Consider the following 17730-nt stretch of genomic DNA (forward strand, 5'->3'; position numbering starts at 1 on the left):
CTCAAAAAGCTAGCAAACTGGACATGGAAAGGACCATGTCCAGCGTAAGACAACTGATAAATTTTATCAAAATAAGTGAAAACCCCACTTTTACTTGAAGTAAAGGTGGGGTTTGTCTACGGTCTGAGATGTCTTAAAACAGACATCTTTTTGGCTCTTTTTTAAGCGAGATATTTCCTATGAACACCTTTTCCATCGTATGAAAACATCAGTTCTTTTCCTTCAAGAACTGATTCGATATGCACACTTCTTCCCCACAACTGATACAGATACGGGAGCACTTTTTCTAAGTATTTCAGGTCGAGCTCAATGCCTTCATACCAATGCTTAATATAAAGTTCATTGTTTTTTAAGTAGTCGCCATCTATCACTGTCAAATAAGGAAAACCGCCATTGACTCTCATGCTTACAAGCTGATCACGAACTGCCTTCCATTCTTTATCAATGACTTTATAATCTCTCCCCTGCTTTTGAAACAAGTACAAGTCTTCTCTCATCACAAGGTCTTTCGTTAAGTAGTTACGAATAAAGGAAATGTCCGATTCAATTTCCCGTACTTCAAACATTTTGCCGCAGCCTGACCCTTCGGTCACACCTGCTTTTTTTAATTCTTCACATGGATTGTCATAACGCTCTTCAATATCTTCAAAAATCTTTAGCCCTAAATAGTAAGGGTTGATACCCGTCTTAGATGGTTGGACCACTCCAGCATTTAATTTGGCAAACTCAATCGATTCACTTGTATCTAAATCAAGCTCACGCATAATCCGCTGGTGCCAATACGATGCCCAGCCTTCATTCATGATCTTCGTTTCAAGTTGCGGCCAAAAGTACAACATTTCCTCTCTAAGTATGGTCAGTATATCACGCTGCCACGGTTCCAGATCCCGGGAGTGTGCCTCAATAAAGAGCAAAATATCTTTTTCTGGCTTTGGCGGAAATTGCTTAACGGTTTTCTTTTTCTTACTCGTCTTCGATTCATCCATCCCCCACAAATCATCATACGGCGTATGACGTTTTGGCTTATCTTCTTCTGGCTCTTCTTCATCGTCTACATTCCAGCTTAATTTTGAACGAACAAGTGACGGATCAATATGCTCTTGCAGAGCCAATACCGCATCTAAAAAGGATTCGACTTCTTTTGTTCCATGGATATGCTCATACTCTTTAATCCGTTCTGCCGCCGCTGCCATGCTTTCCACCATATCTCGTTTTGTGTTTTGGAAACGACAATTATTTTTGAAGAAATCACAGTGCGCCAGTACATGTGACACAATTAATTTATTTTGAACAAGCGTATTGTTATCAAGTAGAAAGGCGTAGCAAGGATTTGAATTGATCACCAGCTCATAAATTTTGCTTAATCCTAAATCATAATGAAGCTTCATTTTATGAAATTGCTTTCCAAAGCTCCAGTGACTAAAACGTGTTGGCATTCCGTATGCACCGAACGTATAAATAATTTCCGCGGGACAGATTTCATACCTCATCGGATAAAAATCTAGACCAAATCCTTCTGCAATTTCTGTAATTTCATCAATGGCTCTTTGTAAAAGACGTTTTTCAGATACGCTCAAGGAAACCATCCCTCCTCATCGGACTTATCCCTACTATATGAACGCACCTAAAAAAACATGATGTTCAACCTTTCGTTTATATAACTTCGATCTCTTTGATGGATTGCCCGCCGAATGCTTCGAAATGAATATTCTGCTTTGGAATTCCAAGCTCTTTTAGAATTTGAATCATGTCCTGTGTAAACACCGGGGAACCGCATAGATAAAATTGTCCTTTCCCTTCTCCAATCACTGATTGAAGGAATGGACGGTCAATACGGGAAGCTGCTTTCTCAACAAGCTCACCTTTACTAGGTTGTGCAAATTGTTCATTACATAAGATGATGCGTCCATGAGAAGCTGAAGCTAGAACGTTTTCAAATTCATTTCCAAAAGCGGTTACATCCTCTAATCGATCTGCATGAATCATCGTAAAAGGCTGCCTGTTTTGAGCAGCTGTTTTCATTAACCCGATCATGGGTGTGACCCCAGAGCCAGCACTAATGAAATAAACAGGCTCTTTTGTGTCTTGTACCAAACAGAACATCCCCTGAGGCATACTTACTTGAAGGACGTCTACTTCTCCCATTTCATCATGTAAAAATGTAGACACATGCCCATCGCGCTTCACTGTAATACGATAATAAGATGGATGATGCTGATCTGATAAACTGTATTGTCTGCTGCACATATAGGCTTCTCCTGGCATATCTGCCTGTACTGTAATGTACTGGCCTGCTTCATACATTGGCAGTTTTGATTCATCTTCTGGTACTAAGTAAAAGGAGATCAGCGATGGAGATTCCTGTACCTTTTTCTTAATCACAAACGGTTTCATATCTTCCCATCCGCCTGTTTTCTTTACATTCTCTTCCATCATTTCTGCTTCAATGGTGATGAAAATATTTGCAATGATGTCATATGCGGCCTTCCATGCTAATAATGTGTCATCCTCCTCTGTTAATTCAAACACTTCTTTCAGCGCTTCAATGAGGTGATATCCGACGATTGGATATTGTTCTTTTTTGACCATGACACTGACATGTTTATGGGCAATTTGTTTGACAGCAGGAAGCAATTCTTCTAATCGGTCAATGTGCAATGCAGCTTGATAGAGTGTCGCAGCAAGCGCTTCAGGCTGACTTCCGTTCATGAGATTTGTTTTATTAAATTGATTGAGTAGCTCCGGGTGCTGTCTGATCATATTTTGATAAAAAACAGTCACAAGTTTGGTTCCCTCGGCTTTTAATATAGAGGCTGATTGTTTAATAGCGTTCATTTGATCTGTGGATAACATGGTCATTCCTTCTTTCAAAAGATGTATTTTAAATACATCTTTATCGTAATGGATGACAGCTTATCATAGCAATATTTATAATAGATGTTTTAAATGTTGTCACATTTAAAACTTTCTCCAACAGTTCTTGTCTAAAATGTGTTACGATGATACAAAACTCTATTAGGTTTAGAGGTCAAAATGAAACTTACGAATTATACAGATTTCTCTTTAAGAGTACTCATTTATTTAGCGTCAAGAGAAAACAATGAACTGTCAAATATTCAGCAGATTGCCGATATTTATGGCATTTCTAAAAATCATCTGACGAAGGTGATTTATCATCTTGGAAAATGCGGATATGTGGAAACGATCCGCGGGAGAAATGGTGGGATTAGACTGGGGAAAAGCCCAGAAAGTATCAATATTGGAGAGGTTGTCCGCTATACAGAGGATGATTTGGTCATGGTAGAATGCTTTGATCCAAAGAAAAACAGCTGTATCATCTCCCCGATTTGTTCATTAAAACACGTACTTCATGAAGCACTCACTGCTTATTTACACGTTCTTGACCAATACACATTAAAAGATTTAACACAAAACAAAGATGCTCTAAGAGAGCTCCTGCTTTAGACGAAAGAATTCCCTTTCTTTCGTCCTTTTACCTCCTTGTAATAATATTTATTTATAATCATTATAAATAAATATTAAATATCATGTTTGATTAAATATAATTAGGGTAAATAGATTGCTAGAAACCATTTTTTTGTTTACAGGAGGAGAAAAGAATGACAAATTCAAATCATAAAAATTTGACGACGAATCAAGGCGTGCCTGTTGGCGATAACCAAAACTCAAGAACAGCTAGTCATCGCGGACCTTCATTTCTTGATGATTATCATTTGATTGAAAAGCTTGCACACTTTGACCGTGAACGTATCCCAGAGCGTGTCGTTCATGCAAGAGGAGCCGGTGCTTATGGTGTGTTTGAAGTAGAAAATAGCATGGAGAAACATACAAGAGCAGCCTTCTTAAGTGAAGAAGGAAAACAGACAGACGTTTTTGTCCGCTTCTCAACAGTTATTCATCCTAAAGGCTCACCTGAAACTTTGCGTGACCCACGCGGGTTTTCTGTCAAATTTTACACAGAAGAAGGTAACTATGATTTAGTTGGTAACAACTTGCCGATCTTCTTTATTCGTGATGCATTGAAATTCCCAGATATGGTTCACTCTCTCAAGCCAGATCCTGTCACCAATATCCAAGATCCTGACCGTTATTGGGATTTTATGACCTTAACACCTGAGTCTACTCACATGCTCACATGGCTTTTCTCTGACGAAGGAATCCCTGCGAACTTCGCAGAAATGCGCGGTTCTGGTGTTCATACGTTTAGATGGGTAAACAAATTTGGAGAAACCAAATATGTGAAATATCACTGGAGACCTTCAGAGGGTATTCGCAATTTATCCATGGAAGAAGCAGCAAAAATTCAAGCGAACGATTTCCAGCATGCGACAAGAGATCTATATGATCGCATTGAAAAAGGCAACTATCCAGCGTGGGACTTATATGTTCAGCTTATGCCGCTTAGCGATTATGATGAACTTGATTTTGATCCATGTGATCCAACGAAGACGTGGTGCGAGGAAGATTATCCACTTCAAAAAGTGGGCCGCATGACACTTAACCGCAATCCAGAAAATTTCTTTGCTGAAACAGAACAATCTGCTTTCACGCCAAGTGCACTTGTTCCAGGAATTGAAGCATCTGAGGATAAACTGCTTCAAGGTCGTCTGTTCTCATATCCTGACACGCAGCGTCATCGGCTTGGTGCGAACTACATGTGCATTCCAGTCAACTGCCCTTATGCGCCTGTACACAATAACCAGCAAGATGGCTTTATGACAACAAATCGTCCAAGCGGACATATTAACTATGAGCCAAACCGTTATGACGATCAGCCAAAAGAAAACCCTTACTACAAAGAAAGTGAACCTGTTCTTCATGGTGACCGTATGGTGAGACAAAAAATCGAAAAACCGAACGATTTCAAACAAGCTGGGGAAAAATATCGAAGCTACTCTGAGGAAGAGAAACAAGCATTGATTAAAAACCTAACCGCTGACCTCAAAGATGTAAATGAAAAAACGAAATTACTTGCGATCTGTAACTTCTATCGTGCAGATGAAGATTACGGACAGCGATTAGCGGATTCACTCAGTGTGGATATTCGCTCATACCTTCAAGGAAGCATGAAGTAATTGAATTTGTGCTGGCACCTCTTCCAAAAGAGGTGCTTTTTTAAAGCCGAAATACATTGATACTAATCAAATGGCCGGTCACCGGGTGAAAATAAATTTCGGCGTGCGCTGCAAAAAGTGTTGAACCTTCCTTCACGGTAACGCGAAACACATCTTTTGTCTGCTCATCATTCACTTGTGTACGTCCAATGTAATGGTAATCGTTTAAAGCGGCACCTTCATATTCGTCTTGCAAGGCTGTATAAGCAAGTCTTTCCCAATTTTCAAAGGGCTGTACCGCTGCTTTTGATGCAGGGTGAATCAGACTGCCGAGCAAAAGCATTCCTGCTACAATAAGCATCCACAATTTCGGCTGCATGATATCATTGTTCTCTCTTTCATGTATATTTTGATTAGGTTTAGCTATACGACTCTCTTTCATACATGGAGCATTTATTCAGCCTATAATTACCGGTACGCTGTTTATGCGGACACCAACTTTTCCCCTGAAAAAGTTTAAATGGTCCGTGCAAACTAATGAGGACTTCTCAAGGGAAAGGAGAAGGTTTAATGGATGTGGCGGATTATGATAAGGCCCTTTATTATACGCATCGTTCGCAGTGGGATAATTTACTTATTCTTATGGTACGTACGAAAGATGACTTGCTCTCGAAACATATTGAGCATTTCTTACATGCGTATCAATTTAACCGGAACGATGCAGATGTTGAAAAATGTTTATACTGGCTTCTGCAATATATTGACCATGCTTCAGAGGCTGCTTCTAAGGTTTATTCAGAACCGGTGTACTCATAAAGAAAAAGGCTGATTTTCGGCCTTTTTACATAAGTTGGTACGTTCAATGATGATCTTCTGTCATAGCAGCTCTTTCGGCTGATTTTTTTGATATTCCACTGCTTGTGTTCGATCTGCCAGCTCTAACTTTGATAAGTTGACCGTCTTTTCAGAAATAAACAGCGAAGAGGCGATTTCTTTGTTGCTTTTGCCCTGTGCAATTTCAAATAGGACATCTCGTTCTCTATTGGTCAGCTCGTTCATCATTGCCCATTTTTGCTCTTTTGGTTCTGTCAGATGCTGCACAAGAAAGGTCGTGATATGACCATCTAATTGATAGGTGCCATTTTGTACTTCAATCATCGTTTTGAGCAACTTTTCTGGCGCTACATCCTTGAGCTGATAGGCTTTCGCTCCAGCTTGAATAGCTGGAATGACATAATCTTTATCCGCATAGCTTGTCAGAATCACAATGCGGGTCCCCGGCATTTCTATCGTCATTTGTTTCGTTGCATCAATTCCATTCATAACAGGCATTGATAGGTCCATCAGGACAATGTCAGACTTCGTTTGTCTGACAACCTCAAGTGCCTCTTCGCCATTTGACCGCCTCTCCAACGATGTCAATATCAGGCTGTGTTTGCAAAAAAAAACATGAGGCCTTTTCTCACAATATGATGATCATCTGCAATGACTACTCTCATGAAGCCCCCTTCCTTTCTTGAGAAAATGGCACTTGGACATGAATGGTGGTTCCTTTATTTCGCTCAGAATTAATACAAAATGTACCACCTGCTCTTTTGATTCGGTCAGCCATCCCTTTCAGCCCAAGTGAAGGAAGACTCATTTGTTCGTCATACTGAAATCCTTTTCCGTAATCGATGATTTTCATATCAAACGTGTCTGCTGATTGCTCGAGTTTGACTTCTACTTTGTCTACTCCCGCATGTTTTTGACAGTTATTCAGCGCTTCCTGACATACGCGAAACAAAGTCTCATGCCGCGAATGATCCATTTCCCTACAGCCGGATAAGGATAATGTACAGCTTAGCCCTAAAAGCTGTGCATACTCTTCAATCGCTGTTGTCAATCCTTTTTCAAGTCCTCTTGGTCTTAACTGCCAAATGAGTGACCGCATCTCAATGAGTGCATCTTGTGACAAATGCTGAATAAAATCAATCATTTCCCCTAAATTCTGGTCGCTTGTCATTTGACGGGCTGCCTTTGCAGTAAGACTCACAGAAAACAGCATTTGATTGACCGAATCATGTAAGTCCTGTGCGAGACGGTTTCTTTCTTCAAGTAGTGCATGCTGCTGTTCACTTTGCACAAGCTTCATCCGCTGAATGGCCGTACCAATTTGAAGCGCAATACTTTCAAGCAAATTCAGCTCTTCTTGTGTAAATGTAACTTTTCCTTTTGCCGCCACATTTAATAAACCGAACGTGCGCTTACATGCTTTGAGCGGAACTGTTGCATGATGCGTAATTCCTTCCGTATCTCCAAGCTTTTGCTCAATCACCGTTTCAATTCGTTAACAGTTAATGATATTGGTGGCTGATTGTAGTGACCCCTTAGTATATCGATTGATGCAATAACAATCATTTTGGCACATCAATTGCTTTCGATCCTTTGCCAGTGCTTCAGGTAAAGATACCTCTGCCATCAGTTAGTTCATACGAGCCGTCTTCCTCTATAAAATAAATCCATGCTGTCTGAAAGCCTGTAATCTCCATGAGCATATGAAGCACTTCATGAAGCGTATCTTTCATTTCCATGCCTTCTCTTATCATTACGTTGATTATACCATGAGCATCCTCTTGGCTCTTTCTCAAAAAGGATGATTTTATCTCATCCTTTTGGCTGAGAAAAAAGCCATCATGCATAACACGATGGCGTTGTTAATTTGGTTTATTTAGCTGTTTCTTCTAACAATGTCGTAGACGACTTTCATCACTTCTTCTGATAGATCCTTCAGCTTTTCTTCGCTATCTGTCAAAGATGTGCCTTTGACCGCGATATAAAATTTCACTTTTGGCTCAGTACCAGAAGGTCTTAAGCAGAACCATGAACCATCTTCAAGGAAATATTTCAGTACGTTTGAAGCCGGCAGATGAATGGTTTCTTCTTTCTTTTCAGGCACAAGGCGTCTTTGACTTGATTGATAATCTTCAATGACAGTAATGCGCTGACCTGCGATGGCAACTGGCGGATTTGTTCTAAAGGTATGAAGGATCGCTGAAATCTGTTCCGCTCCTTCTTTTCCTTTTAAGGTTAATGACTTTAACCCCTCGCAGTAAAATCCGAATTCCTTAAAAATATCGACGAGTGCATCGTACAATGACTTGTCTTGTTTCTTATAAAAGGCAGCGACTTCAACGGCTAACAGCGCTGCTTGTACCGCATCTTTATCCCGGGCAAAATCACCAATCAAATAGCCATAGCTCTCTTCATAGCCAAATTGAAACGTGTATTCCCCGCTCTCATCAAATTGTTTTATTTTTTCTCCAATAAATTTAAAGCCTGTGAGCGTGTCAATTGTGTCAGCACCAAATGCGGATGCGACAGCACGACCGAGTTCACTTGTGACAATGGTTTTGATCACAACTGGACGAGGCGGTAGCTGACTTAGATTTTGTTTTTCAGACAATAAATAATGAAGCAGCAGAGCACCTGTTTGATTGCCTGTTAAGACCGTAAATTCTCCCTCATGGTTTCTAACGGCAATGCCTAATCTGTCAGCATCTGGATCTGTTGCAATCAAGATATCAGCATTTTGCTTTTCACCAAGCTTGATGGCGTATTCAAATGCTGCATGCTCCTCTGGGTTTGGCGACGTCACAGTTGAGAATTGCGGATCTGGCTTTTCCTGTTCAGGCACAACGGTCACATGCTCATATCCAAGAGCCTGCAGCCCGTTTCGGACAGGTTTATTCGCTGTACCATGAAGCGGGGTAAACACCACTTTGACATCGACTTCACTTGCAAGCTCAGGGTGCACACTGATGGTTTTTAATTTTTCAGTATAAGCATGATCAATTTCTTCTCCGATGATGTGGATCAACCCGTTTTGCTTCAATGTTTCTTCTGATTCTACTGATATCGCTAGTTCATTTTCAATTGCATCTACTTCTTTAATGACTTGATCTGCTTCGAATGGGGGTAGCTGCCCGCCATCTTCTCCATATACTTTATAGCCATTATATTCTGGTGGATTATGGCTTGCTGTGACAACGATACCAGCAAATGCATTCAGCTCTCTAACCGCAAAGGAGAGTTCTGGTGTCGGACGCAGTTCGTCAAATACGTACGTTTGAATGCCATTTGAACCAAGCGTTTTGGCTGCTTCCATCGCAAATTCAGGGGATTTATGACGTGAATCATATGCAATGGCAACGCCTCTTTTTTTTGCATCCTCTCCATGTTTTGCAATATACGCAGCAAGACCGGCTGATGCTTTTCGAACGGTGTAGACGTTCATTCGGTTCGTTCCAGCACCAATCTCTCCGCGCATTCCCCCAGTTCCGAACTCCAGATTTTTGTAGAAGCAGTCTTCAAGCGCTTGATGATCATCCTGATGTGCCTCAAGCCAATCCCTTAGTTCAGTTTCTAGCTGCTCCTCATGGATCCATCGCTCATAATTCGTATTCCAGCTCATGGTCGTCCTCCCAGCTCTTTTCATCAATAAAATAACATCACTGTTATTTTATATGGAATCAGACTTAATGTCATGCTATATCATTGGCATATCAAAAAAACGAAAAACAATTTAAAAAAAAAGCCGATACACGATCGACTTTCTCTTTATTCGGCATCAAGCGGAACAACAGCTTCATGGAATAGTTGATCTAATTCAGTTTGATGTTTTTGTTTTGTCGCTTCATCCCAGCCAAAGTGATCTGCCATATAGTCAACGACAGGCTGTGCATATTTTTTTGCCCAGTTGATATTAAATAATAGGCTTCCTGTTCTTCTTAAGAAAAAATCAACAGGTGTAACGGCCAGTTCTTCTTCTATCGCATAGACAAGCTCAGCGAGTACATACGCCGGAATATTTCGTTTGTCTGCTTCGCCTTGAAGCTGCTCTACACGTTGGAATATACTACTGACATTTGAGCCATATTTTTCGGCTAGTTTTTCAGCAATCGGTTCAGTTAAACCAACAGATGCTCCTTCTGCCGTTTTCGCTTGAACAAAGGATGCCATATTTTTAGAACCGCCTACATGGCCGCCTGAAATTGGCATATGTTTTGTTTTACATGGTCCGTAATCTTTTCCCGTTTCTTTTTTGAGACCATCACGTACAAGATCCACAATATGCTCAGCCATTTTACGGTAGCCTGTTAATTTACCACCAGCAATAGTAATTAAGCCTGAAGATGATGTCCATACCTCATCCTTACGAGAAATTTCTGAAGGATCTTTGCCTTCTTCATGAATGAGCGGACGAAGACCGGCCCAGTTGGATTCAACATCTTTTTCTGTAATGTTTAAATCTGGGAACATGTACTGGATTGCTTGGATGACGTAATCACGATCTGCTTTTGTCATACGCGGATGTTCCAGCTGTTTTTTGTACACCGTATCTGTTGTTCCAACATACGTTTTGCCTTCTCTTGGAATGGCAAAAACCATACGCTTATCAGGTGTGTCAAAGTATATCGCTTGTTTTAATGGGAAAACAGATTGGTCAAATACTAAATGGATTCCTTTTGTATGCTGTAAATGTTTTCCTTCTCTTGATTGGTCCTTATCTCTTAGCTGATCTACCCATGGACCTGTCGCATTGACAATTTTCTTCGCATATACATCGTATGTTTTCTGAGTCATGACGTCTTCAATAATGACGCCGACGACTTTGCCTTTATCATAAATAAATTCTTTTACTTTCGCATAATTAACAGCTTCAGCACCGAATTTTACAGCCTCTTTCATGACTTCGATTGTGAGGCGTGCATCATCTGTACGGTATTCAACATAGTAGCCGCCGCCTTTTAAGCCATCCTTTTGCACAAGCGGTTCTTTCGCAAGTGTTTCTTTTGCACTTAGCATCCTTCTGCGTTCGCTATGCTTTACCCCTGCTAAAAAGTCATACACTCTTAATCCAATTGATGTTGAAAACTTACCAAATGTGCCGCCTTTATGCATCGGAAGAAGCATCCATTCTGGTGTTGTCACATGCGGACCATTTTCATATACAATGGCACGCTCTTTACCGACCTCTGCCACCATCTTCACTTCAAATTGTTTTAAATAACGAAGCCCACCGTGCACGAGTTTCGTTGAGCGGCTAGACGTACCTGCCGCAAAATCCTGCATTTCGGCAAGACCAACACGCATCCCACGTGAAGCTGCATCAAGTGCTGTTCCAGCGCCTGTTATACCCCCACCAATGATAAACACATCATATGGTTTTTTTGTCATTTCCTGCAGCATTTGTTCTCTTTCTAAGCTAGAAAAAGTCATCTCTTGTTCCTCCCATGTTATACGGTAAAGAAAAAGAGACCACAAACACCCAAAGCGTATTTCTACACTTCAGTGTCTGCGGTCTCTCCAGTTCTCCAACCGTTCTATTAACTTACTTGGAGTATACCATACTCTTTGTTTATTTGAAAGCTTGAGCTGCTTTTACAGCTTTTTTCCACCCGCTATATAACGAGTCACGGCTGTCCTCTTCCATCTTAGGGTCAAAGCGCTTGTCAAGGTTCCATTGGTTTGCAATGTCTGAACGGTCGTTCCAGAAGCCAACTGCTATTCCCGCAAGATAGGCCGCACCGAGTGCCGTCGTTTCATTAATTTCTGGACGTTCTACTGGTACATCCAGCAAATCACTTTGGAAGCCCATTAAGAAGTCATTCTTCACAGCTCCGCCATCAACACGCAATGTTTTTAATGAGATGTTTGAATCCTTTTCCATCGCATCTAAAACATCTTTTGTTTGATAAGCAAGTGACTCTAACGTTGCACGGACAAAGTGCTCTTTAGAAGTACCGCGTGTTAATCCGAATACAGCGCCTCTGACATCACTGTCCCAGTATGGTGTGCCTAGACCAACGAATGCCGGAACAACATATACGCCGTCTGTTGACTCTACGCGCTCTGCATAAGCTTCACTGTCTTTCGAGTCTTTAAACATTCTCAGTCCATCACGCAGCCACTGAATTGCTGAACCAGCAACAAAAATACTTCCTTCTAAAGCATATTCAACTTTTCCGTCAATGCCCCATGCAATCGTCGTTAATAATCCATGATCCGACTTAATTGCTTTTTCCCCTGTATTCATCAACATGAAACATCCTGTACCATATGTGTTCTTCGCCATTCCTTCTTCAAAGCAAGCCTGACCGAATAAAGCAGACTGCTGGTCTCCCGCCGCTCCTGCAATCGGGATATTTTTCCCGAAGAAGTGATAGTCCGTCGTTTCACCATAAATGTGTGAAGATGGTTTGACCTCTGGCAGCATAGAAGCAGGTACGCCTAGAATATCAAGTAATTCTTCATCCCATTTTAAATCGTAAATGTTAAACATTAGTGTTCTTGACGCATTAGAGTAATCTGTAACGTGAGATTTACCGCCCGTCATTTTCCAAATGAGCCATGTATCGATTGTGCCAAACAGCAAGTCGCCATTTTCCGCTTTCTCACGTGCTCCTTCTACATTGTCTAAAATCCATTTTACTTTTGTACCTGAGAAATAAGCATCGATGAGAAGTCCTGTTTTATTTCTGAATGTATCATTGTGTCCTTGTGCTTTCAGCTCTTCACAAATGCCAGATGTTTGTCTAGACTGCCACACAATGGCATGATAAACTGGTGCCCCTGTGTGTTTATCCCATACAACAGTCGTCTCACGCTGATTCGTGATCCCGATACCTGCGATTTGATCTGCTTCAATTCCTGATTCAATCAGAGCCGTTGAAATCACAGAGAGAACAGAGCTCCAAATTTCATTTGCATTGTGTTCTACCCAGCCTGGGTTCGGAAAATACTGATTAAATTCCTTCTGTGCTGTATGAGCAATTTTGCCTTCTTGATCAAATAAGATCGCTCTTGAGCTCGTTGTCCCTTGATCTAATGCGAGAATATATTTTTCTTTTGCCATCGTGTTTTCCTCCCCTTACATACTTTCATTTACAGCGTTTGTGTGGCTTTTCGTAGAGAAATGGATTCCTAACAATACCACAACTAAAATAACGCTTACAATCCAAAAGGCTGGCGTGACATTCGCTTTGAAGGCTGCATTGTAGAAAACACCGCCAAATGCGCCGCCTAAAATTGGACCAACAACAGGGATCCAAGCATATTTCCAATTCGATGGACCTTTACCTGGAATCGGCAGAATCGCATGTGCAATTCTCGGCCCTAAATCACGTGCAGGGTTGATCGCATAACCCGTTGTTCCACCTAAAGAAAGACCAATCGCTACAATTAAGAAACCAACAATCAGCGGGTTCACCCCGTCTGCAAATTTATTTGCACCAATCGCTAAGATCCCAACAACCAATACAAACGTGCCGATCACTTCACTGAGTACGTTTGCAAAGGTATGCGGAATCGCAGGACCAGTTGAAAAAACACCTAGTTTTGCACCTGGATCGTCTGTTGCTTTCCAGTGTGGTAAGTAATGTAAAAAGACAATAATAGCTCCGAGTAATGCCCCAAGCATTTGACCGACAATATACATTGGAACATCAGCCCAAGAAAAACTTCCTTCTAGAGCAAGACCAATTGTTAGGGCCGGGTTTAAATGTGCACCGCTAATTCCACCAGTTGCATAAGCTGCAATGGCTACTGCAAATCCCCATCCGAAAGCGATTACAATCCAGCCGGACTGATATGCGAGCGATTTCTTTAAATTTACGGCCGCACACACACCGCCTCCAAAGATAATGAGTAGCATTGTACCTACGACTTCACCCCAAAATGGTGTCATAAAAATTCCTCCTCTGGTTCAATTGCCAAACCTATGAATGTGTTGAAAAGATAAAGAAAGAGACCCACAACAAACATACTTTACATCAGGGTCATTTGTCACCTAGTAAAGCGCTGTTGTGGATCTCCATTTCTCCATCACATGATATTAACTTAGTGCTATAGTATCAGAGTGTGAAAACGTTGTCAATCAATTTTCACATTTATCTTTTTCACTTTTGGAACGCTTTCCAAAGGTCTGTATTCGACGTCGTCACAGCTGTTGCTCCTGCCTCAAGCGCTCTTTCCACATCTTCTTTTGTCCTGATAAATCCTCCTGCAAATATTGGTATTCCCGCTCTTTTGCGCACTTCTGTAATTAAATCGGGCACGACACCTGGCAATACTTCAATAAAATCTGGACGATGTTTCCCAACAAACTCCATGCTTTTTTCCATTGCACTTGTATCAAGTAAAAACATTCGCTGAATGGCATTTACTTTTTTTTGCTTGGCTTTTACTATGACAGAAGACCTAGTAGAAATAATTCCTGCCGGCTTCATTTCCTGACATATAAATTCCGTTCCATACTCATCGTGTTTGATCCCATGAATTAAATCGACATGGACAAACATTTTTTTCCGATGTGCATTTGCCTCATTCATGATGCCCTTAAGCCGGCCTAAGTGAACATCCAGTAAGACTCCATATGTAAATGGATTTTTTAAAAATTCCTCAAATTGCTTCATATTGCGAACAGCAGGTAGAATGGGTTGATCATGAAAACTCATATGCCGTCTCCTTCTAAATTGTATTGGTTCACTTCTCCTACAGTAATAGAATATCTTCTTTTTTTCAATACACCTAGTGTGCCCATTGTCGATTTGACCTAGCAACTTGAGTAAGAGATCTTTTGTCTAATGAATAGGCTTTTCGTTTATAGAAAAAAGCAGAGAAGTCTCTCTGCTATAGCTGTGCCATGCTTTCTTTTAAGGTGTTGATGATGAATGCAGCGTCTTCATCTGTGATACTCAGTGGTGGTGCAAGCTGAGCAACGTTATTATAGCCAGCCACCGTATCTCCATTTTTCCCAATGATCAGCCCGCGTTTTTTACATTCTGCAATCAATTGACCAACAACACTTGGATTAGCTGGCTTTTTAGACTGCTGATTCTGCACAAGCTCAATGCCAAACAGCAATCCTTTTCCTCTGACATCACCGACAAATGGATGCGCTTTTAACGCTTGCAAACGATCAAGCATGTCTCTACCAAGTGTTTCGGAGCGCTCAACCAACTGCTCGTTTTCCATGATGTCAAGGTTGGCAAGCGCAACCGTACAGGAAGCTGGGTGACCACCAAATGTATTCACATGACGCAGCCGATCATACGTATCTTCTCCTGCATAGGCTTCATAGATTTCCCGCTTGACACACGTTGCAGAAAGCGGTAAATAGCCGCTTGTGATCCCTTTCGCCATTGTGATGATATCCGGCTTTACTTCCTCATGCATAAAACCAAATCGCTTTCCTGTCCGGCCAAAGCCGCATATCACTTCATCCACGATGAGGAGCGCTCCATGCGCGTCACAGATGTCTTTTACCTTTTTCAAATACCCTTCTGGCGGCATTAAAATACCGCCTCCCGTAATAATCGGCTCCATGATGACCCCAGCAATAGTCTCACTTAATTCCCACGTCATCACTTGATCAATCGCCGTAGCACTTGCCAAATTCTCTTGATCCTCAGGGTACCGATACAGATCAGGTGAAGCGACATGGATGAAGCCCTGTCCTAATGGTTCATATTTATATTTGCGCTGCGCTTGACCCGTTGCCGCAAGAGCTGCTGCAGTATTGCCGTGATACGACCGATACCGGGAGATGAATTTTGTGCGTGTACTCTCTCCTTTTTGCGCATGATATTGTTTTGTGATCTTAAATGCGGCCTCATTGGCTTCAGAACCGCTGTTGGAAAAGAAGATCACATAGTCACCGCCAAGCCATTCATTGAGCTTCTCAGCCAGCTTGATCGCTGGTACATGGCTTTGTGTAAGCGGATAGTAAGGCATCTTAATTAATTGCTTATACGCCGCTTCTGCAAGCTCTTTTCGGCCATATCCGGCATTCACACACCAAAGTCCTGACATGCCATCTAAATATCGATTTCCATGAATATCTGTCACCCATGCGCCGTCTGCCTCGTGAATAACCATGCTTTCATTTTCCTTGTTTTTCCCTTTCATATGATGCCAGATCAACTGATCGTCTTTTTCCTGAAGATTTTGAGCCTGCTCATGTATTTTCATCTTCCCACGCCCCCACGTACCCGTTTTCATCACTAAAAATGCTTAGACAGGTCAGTACACTGTCTCTCCATTCATTATATGGATGAAAAGTGAGACATATGAAACTGAATCAAGACCACCTGTTAAAGAGATCCAAGGGCTGGGCAGACCACATTAGACAGATCGTTTGTTGCCTTGGCAAATCTAACAAAGCTAGTTAATGACGATTTCCTTGCAGAAATTCATAAGCGAGGATCTCAAATTCAAGCGCCTGGCATTTCGGTGCTTGAAAGCTTGTTCTCCTATGCTGAAACTGCTCACAATATTGACCAATCCCAAAATTGATGACTGTTCCATGAAGCTGTTCCCGATCATATAGTTGTCTAATTTCGTTTGCTGCCTTCTCCGCATGCTCTTTCCAATTCTCTGCCTTTCTTGCTTTTGAGACACTTCGTCTCCTTTTGGCAATGAAGCATGCTGTAAGTAGCTCATGACAAGCTCTTCCGTTTGCTTAGAAGAATCACCCTCAAGTGCTGATATACTTGATCCAAAATATCCATTTGCGGATGAGGGGTCAATAAAAGCTCATTAACACATGTAGCCATTTAACCTGGAAACAGCACATTACCCTAGCTAATATGTTCACATGCATAAAATGCTTCGTTTTCATCACATTACTCACTTGAAAATGACATCTGTATTCATTCATATGTCCCCCTTTGTTTGCCGTCCCCTATCCCAGAGGGTGCATGGATAAAAACCATAATAAAACAGGTAAAGTGACGATACTTAAGATCGTACTAAGAAAAGTCGTGCTTGAGACAAGCTCAGGCTTCGTTCGAAATTGAACAGCCATCAGCGTTGTATTCGCTGCTGTTGGCATAGCTGCAACTAAGATCATAATTTGCTTCACTAAATCATCTACCGGTAAAATGAGCGTAAATCCGAATGCGATCATTGGTGAAATAAATAACTTCAACAGCACGGCATAGGAAATATTGCGATAATCCACTTGTTTAAAAGAAATGACAGCAAGCTGCATGCCTAAAATGAGCATAATCGTCGGTATAGCGGCATCCCCAACGAGCTGAACACCCGTCATGAGCTCTTTAGGTAATGAAAGGTCAATGAACTGAAATAATAGACCGATGAGCGCCCCGTAAGCAACCGGCATGCGTAGCACTTTTTTCAAAACGACCTTTAGATCTCCTGCATCCTCTCCTCCCTTCGCTGCATAATACATGCCAATTGTACTCATCACAAGCTGCTGAAGGACCATCAAAACGATCGCAATATCTAAACCAGCTGCTCCAAAGACAAGCAACACAACGGGTGTACCATAATTTCCATTGTTCATAAATGATGACGACAAAACCATTGCACAATATGTTTCATTCGAATAACCATAAATACGAGATAAAATAAAGACACATAAAACAAGTGAAAGGCAGAGCCCTACGACAAAAATGAATAAGTACACATAGTCCATCGATACTTTATTTTGATAAAAGGTTTCAAACGCAAGAAACGGTGACATTAAATATAAAGACATTGATGAGAGCGTATGTATGTCAAAACCAATTGCCTTCTGCCCGATATACCCTATAAGGAAAATTCCGAACACTGGCATTAAGACTAGTAAAAACTCCATGCTGCACCTACT

General features: G+C 41.4%; 13 protein-coding genes and 3 pseudogenes. 3 read left to right on the plus strand and 13 right to left on the minus strand.

Translation table 11 applies throughout. The features are described 5' to 3' along the window. Positions 1-161 precede the first annotated feature (161 nt). Together WAX46_RS08790 and WAX46_RS08795 are read right to left on the minus strand one after the other, a co-directional pair. On the minus strand, positions 162-1586 hold the full coding sequence (locus WAX46_RS08790; protein WP_376776404.1) for a SpoVR family protein: 1425 nt from the start codon (positions 1584-1586) through the stop codon (positions 162-164). Between the two features lie 67 nt (positions 1587-1653). Then, positions 1654-2853: a globin domain-containing protein gene (locus WAX46_RS08795; RefSeq protein WP_336493678.1), complete on the minus strand. Its 1200-nt coding sequence runs from the start codon at positions 2851-2853 to the stop codon at positions 1654-1656. A 180-nt stretch (positions 2854-3033) separates the two neighbouring features. Here WAX46_RS08795 and WAX46_RS08800 point away from each other — a divergent pair, with 180 nt between their 5' ends. Both WAX46_RS08800 and WAX46_RS08805 read left to right on the plus strand, forming a co-directional pair. After that, on the plus strand, positions 3034-3465 hold the full coding sequence (locus WAX46_RS08800; RefSeq protein ID WP_336493679.1) for an Rrf2 family transcriptional regulator: 432 nt from the start codon (positions 3034-3036) through the stop codon (positions 3463-3465). Positions 3466-3620: 155 nt separating this feature from the next. Beyond that, positions 3621-5096 (plus strand): catalase, encoded by a 1476-nt coding sequence (locus WAX46_RS08805; protein ID WP_336493680.1) that lies wholly within the window; start codon positions 3621-3623, stop codon positions 5094-5096. Positions 5097-5136: 40 nt separating this feature from the next. On the opposite strand, the gene WAX46_RS08810 is transcribed toward WAX46_RS08805, so the two are convergent. Further along, a complete protein-coding gene (locus tag WAX46_RS08810; RefSeq protein ID WP_376776403.1) occupies positions 5137-5454 on the minus strand; it encodes a YqzG/YhdC family protein in 318 nt (105 codons plus the stop codon). Between the two features lie 191 nt (positions 5455-5645). On the opposite strand from WAX46_RS08810, the gene WAX46_RS08815 reads away from it, so the two are divergent. Beyond that, positions 5646-5891: a YhdB family protein gene (locus tag WAX46_RS08815; protein WP_226567088.1), complete on the plus strand. Its 246-nt coding sequence runs from the start codon at positions 5646-5648 to the stop codon at positions 5889-5891. A gap of 60 nt (positions 5892-5951) precedes the next feature. Here the strand turns inward: WAX46_RS08815 and WAX46_RS08820 are convergent. The 10 genes and pseudogenes from WAX46_RS08820 to WAX46_RS08865 form a co-directional block, all read right to left on the minus strand. Further along, positions 5952-6574 (minus strand): annotated as a pseudogene (locus tag WAX46_RS08820) (response regulator transcription factor). Then, positions 6571-7663 (minus strand): annotated as a pseudogene (locus WAX46_RS08825) (GAF domain-containing sensor histidine kinase). Before WAX46_RS08825 ends, WAX46_RS08820 begins: the two co-directional pseudogenes overlap by 4 nt. 118 nt (positions 7664-7781) lie before the next feature. Then, positions 7782-9528 (minus strand): annotated as a pseudogene (locus WAX46_RS08830) (phospho-sugar mutase). A gap of 146 nt (positions 9529-9674) precedes the next feature. Then, positions 9675-11336, minus strand: a complete 1662-nt coding sequence (locus tag WAX46_RS08835) for a glycerol-3-phosphate dehydrogenase/oxidase (protein WP_226567085.1) — start codon at positions 11334-11336, stop codon at positions 9675-9677. Positions 11337-11475: 139 nt separating this feature from the next. Continuing rightward, a complete protein-coding gene (gene glpK / locus WAX46_RS08840) occupies positions 11476-12972 on the minus strand; it encodes a glycerol kinase GlpK (RefSeq protein ID WP_226567084.1) in 1497 nt (498 codons plus the stop codon). Positions 12973-12987: 15 nt separating this feature from the next. Further along, on the minus strand, positions 12988-13803 hold the full coding sequence (locus WAX46_RS08845; protein WP_226567083.1) for an MIP/aquaporin family protein: 816 nt from the start codon (positions 13801-13803) through the stop codon (positions 12988-12990). Positions 13804-14014: 211 nt separating this feature from the next. Next, positions 14015-14572 (minus strand): glycerol-3-phosphate responsive antiterminator, encoded by a 558-nt coding sequence (locus WAX46_RS08850; protein WP_226567082.1) that lies wholly within the window; start codon positions 14570-14572, stop codon positions 14015-14017. A 175-nt stretch (positions 14573-14747) separates the two neighbouring features. Continuing rightward, positions 14748-16088: an aspartate aminotransferase family protein gene (locus WAX46_RS08855; protein ID WP_226567081.1), complete on the minus strand. Its 1341-nt coding sequence runs from the start codon at positions 16086-16088 to the stop codon at positions 14748-14750. Positions 16089-16280: 192 nt separating this feature from the next. Beyond that, entirely contained in the window at positions 16281-16559 is a 279-nt protein-coding gene (locus WAX46_RS08860) for a hypothetical protein (RefSeq protein WP_226567080.1), read from the minus strand. Positions 16560-16800: 241 nt separating this feature from the next. Then, positions 16801-17718 carry an AEC family transporter gene (locus tag WAX46_RS08865; protein WP_336493682.1) on the minus strand — a complete coding sequence of 306 codons (918 nt, stop codon included), beginning with the start codon at positions 17716-17718 and terminating at the stop codon, positions 16801-16803. Between the last annotated feature and the right edge of the window lie 12 nt (positions 17719-17730).

It is taken from the genome of Bacillus sp. FJAT-53060 (assembly GCF_037104745.1).
Lineage (GTDB): Bacteria > Bacillota > Bacilli > Bacillales > Bacillaceae > Bacillus > Bacillus stratosphericus_B.

Coding starts and splice junctions, on each gene's coding strand:
- WAX46_RS08790 (WP_376776404.1), bottom strand. CDS start 1,586: ATGGTTTCCTTGAGCGTATCTGAAAAACGTCTTTTACAAAGAGCCATT.
- WAX46_RS08795 (WP_336493678.1), bottom strand. CDS start 2,853: ATGTTATCCACAGATCAAATGAACGCTATTAAACAATCAGCCTCTATA.
- WAX46_RS08800 (WP_336493679.1), top strand. CDS start 3,034: ATGAAACTTACGAATTATACAGATTTCTCTTTAAGAGTACTCATTTAT.
- WAX46_RS08805 (WP_336493680.1), top strand. CDS start 3,621: ATGACAAATTCAAATCATAAAAATTTGACGACGAATCAAGGCGTGCCT.
- WAX46_RS08810 (WP_376776403.1), bottom strand. CDS start 5,454: ATGCAGCCGAAATTGTGGATGCTTATTGTAGCAGGAATGCTTTTGCTC.
- WAX46_RS08815 (WP_226567088.1), top strand. CDS start 5,646: ATGGATGTGGCGGATTATGATAAGGCCCTTTATTATACGCATCGTTCG.
- WAX46_RS08835 (WP_226567085.1), bottom strand. CDS start 11,336: ATGACTTTTTCTAGCTTAGAAAGAGAACAAATGCTGCAGGAAATGACA.
- glpK (WP_226567084.1), bottom strand. CDS start 12,972: ATGGCAAAAGAAAAATATATTCTCGCATTAGATCAAGGGACAACGAGC.
- WAX46_RS08845 (WP_226567083.1), bottom strand. CDS start 13,803: ATGACACCATTTTGGGGTGAAGTCGTAGGTACAATGCTACTCATTATC.
- WAX46_RS08850 (WP_226567082.1), bottom strand. CDS start 14,572: ATGAGTTTTCATGATCAACCCATTCTACCTGCTGTTCGCAATATGAAG.
- WAX46_RS08855 (WP_226567081.1), bottom strand. CDS start 16,088: ATGAAAATACATGAGCAGGCTCAAAATCTTCAGGAAAAAGACGATCAG.
- WAX46_RS08860 (WP_226567080.1), bottom strand. CDS start 16,559: ATGAGCTACTTACAGCATGCTTCATTGCCAAAAGGAGACGAAGTGTCT.
- WAX46_RS08865 (WP_336493682.1), bottom strand. CDS start 17,718: ATGGAGTTTTTACTAGTCTTAATGCCAGTGTTCGGAATTTTCCTTATA.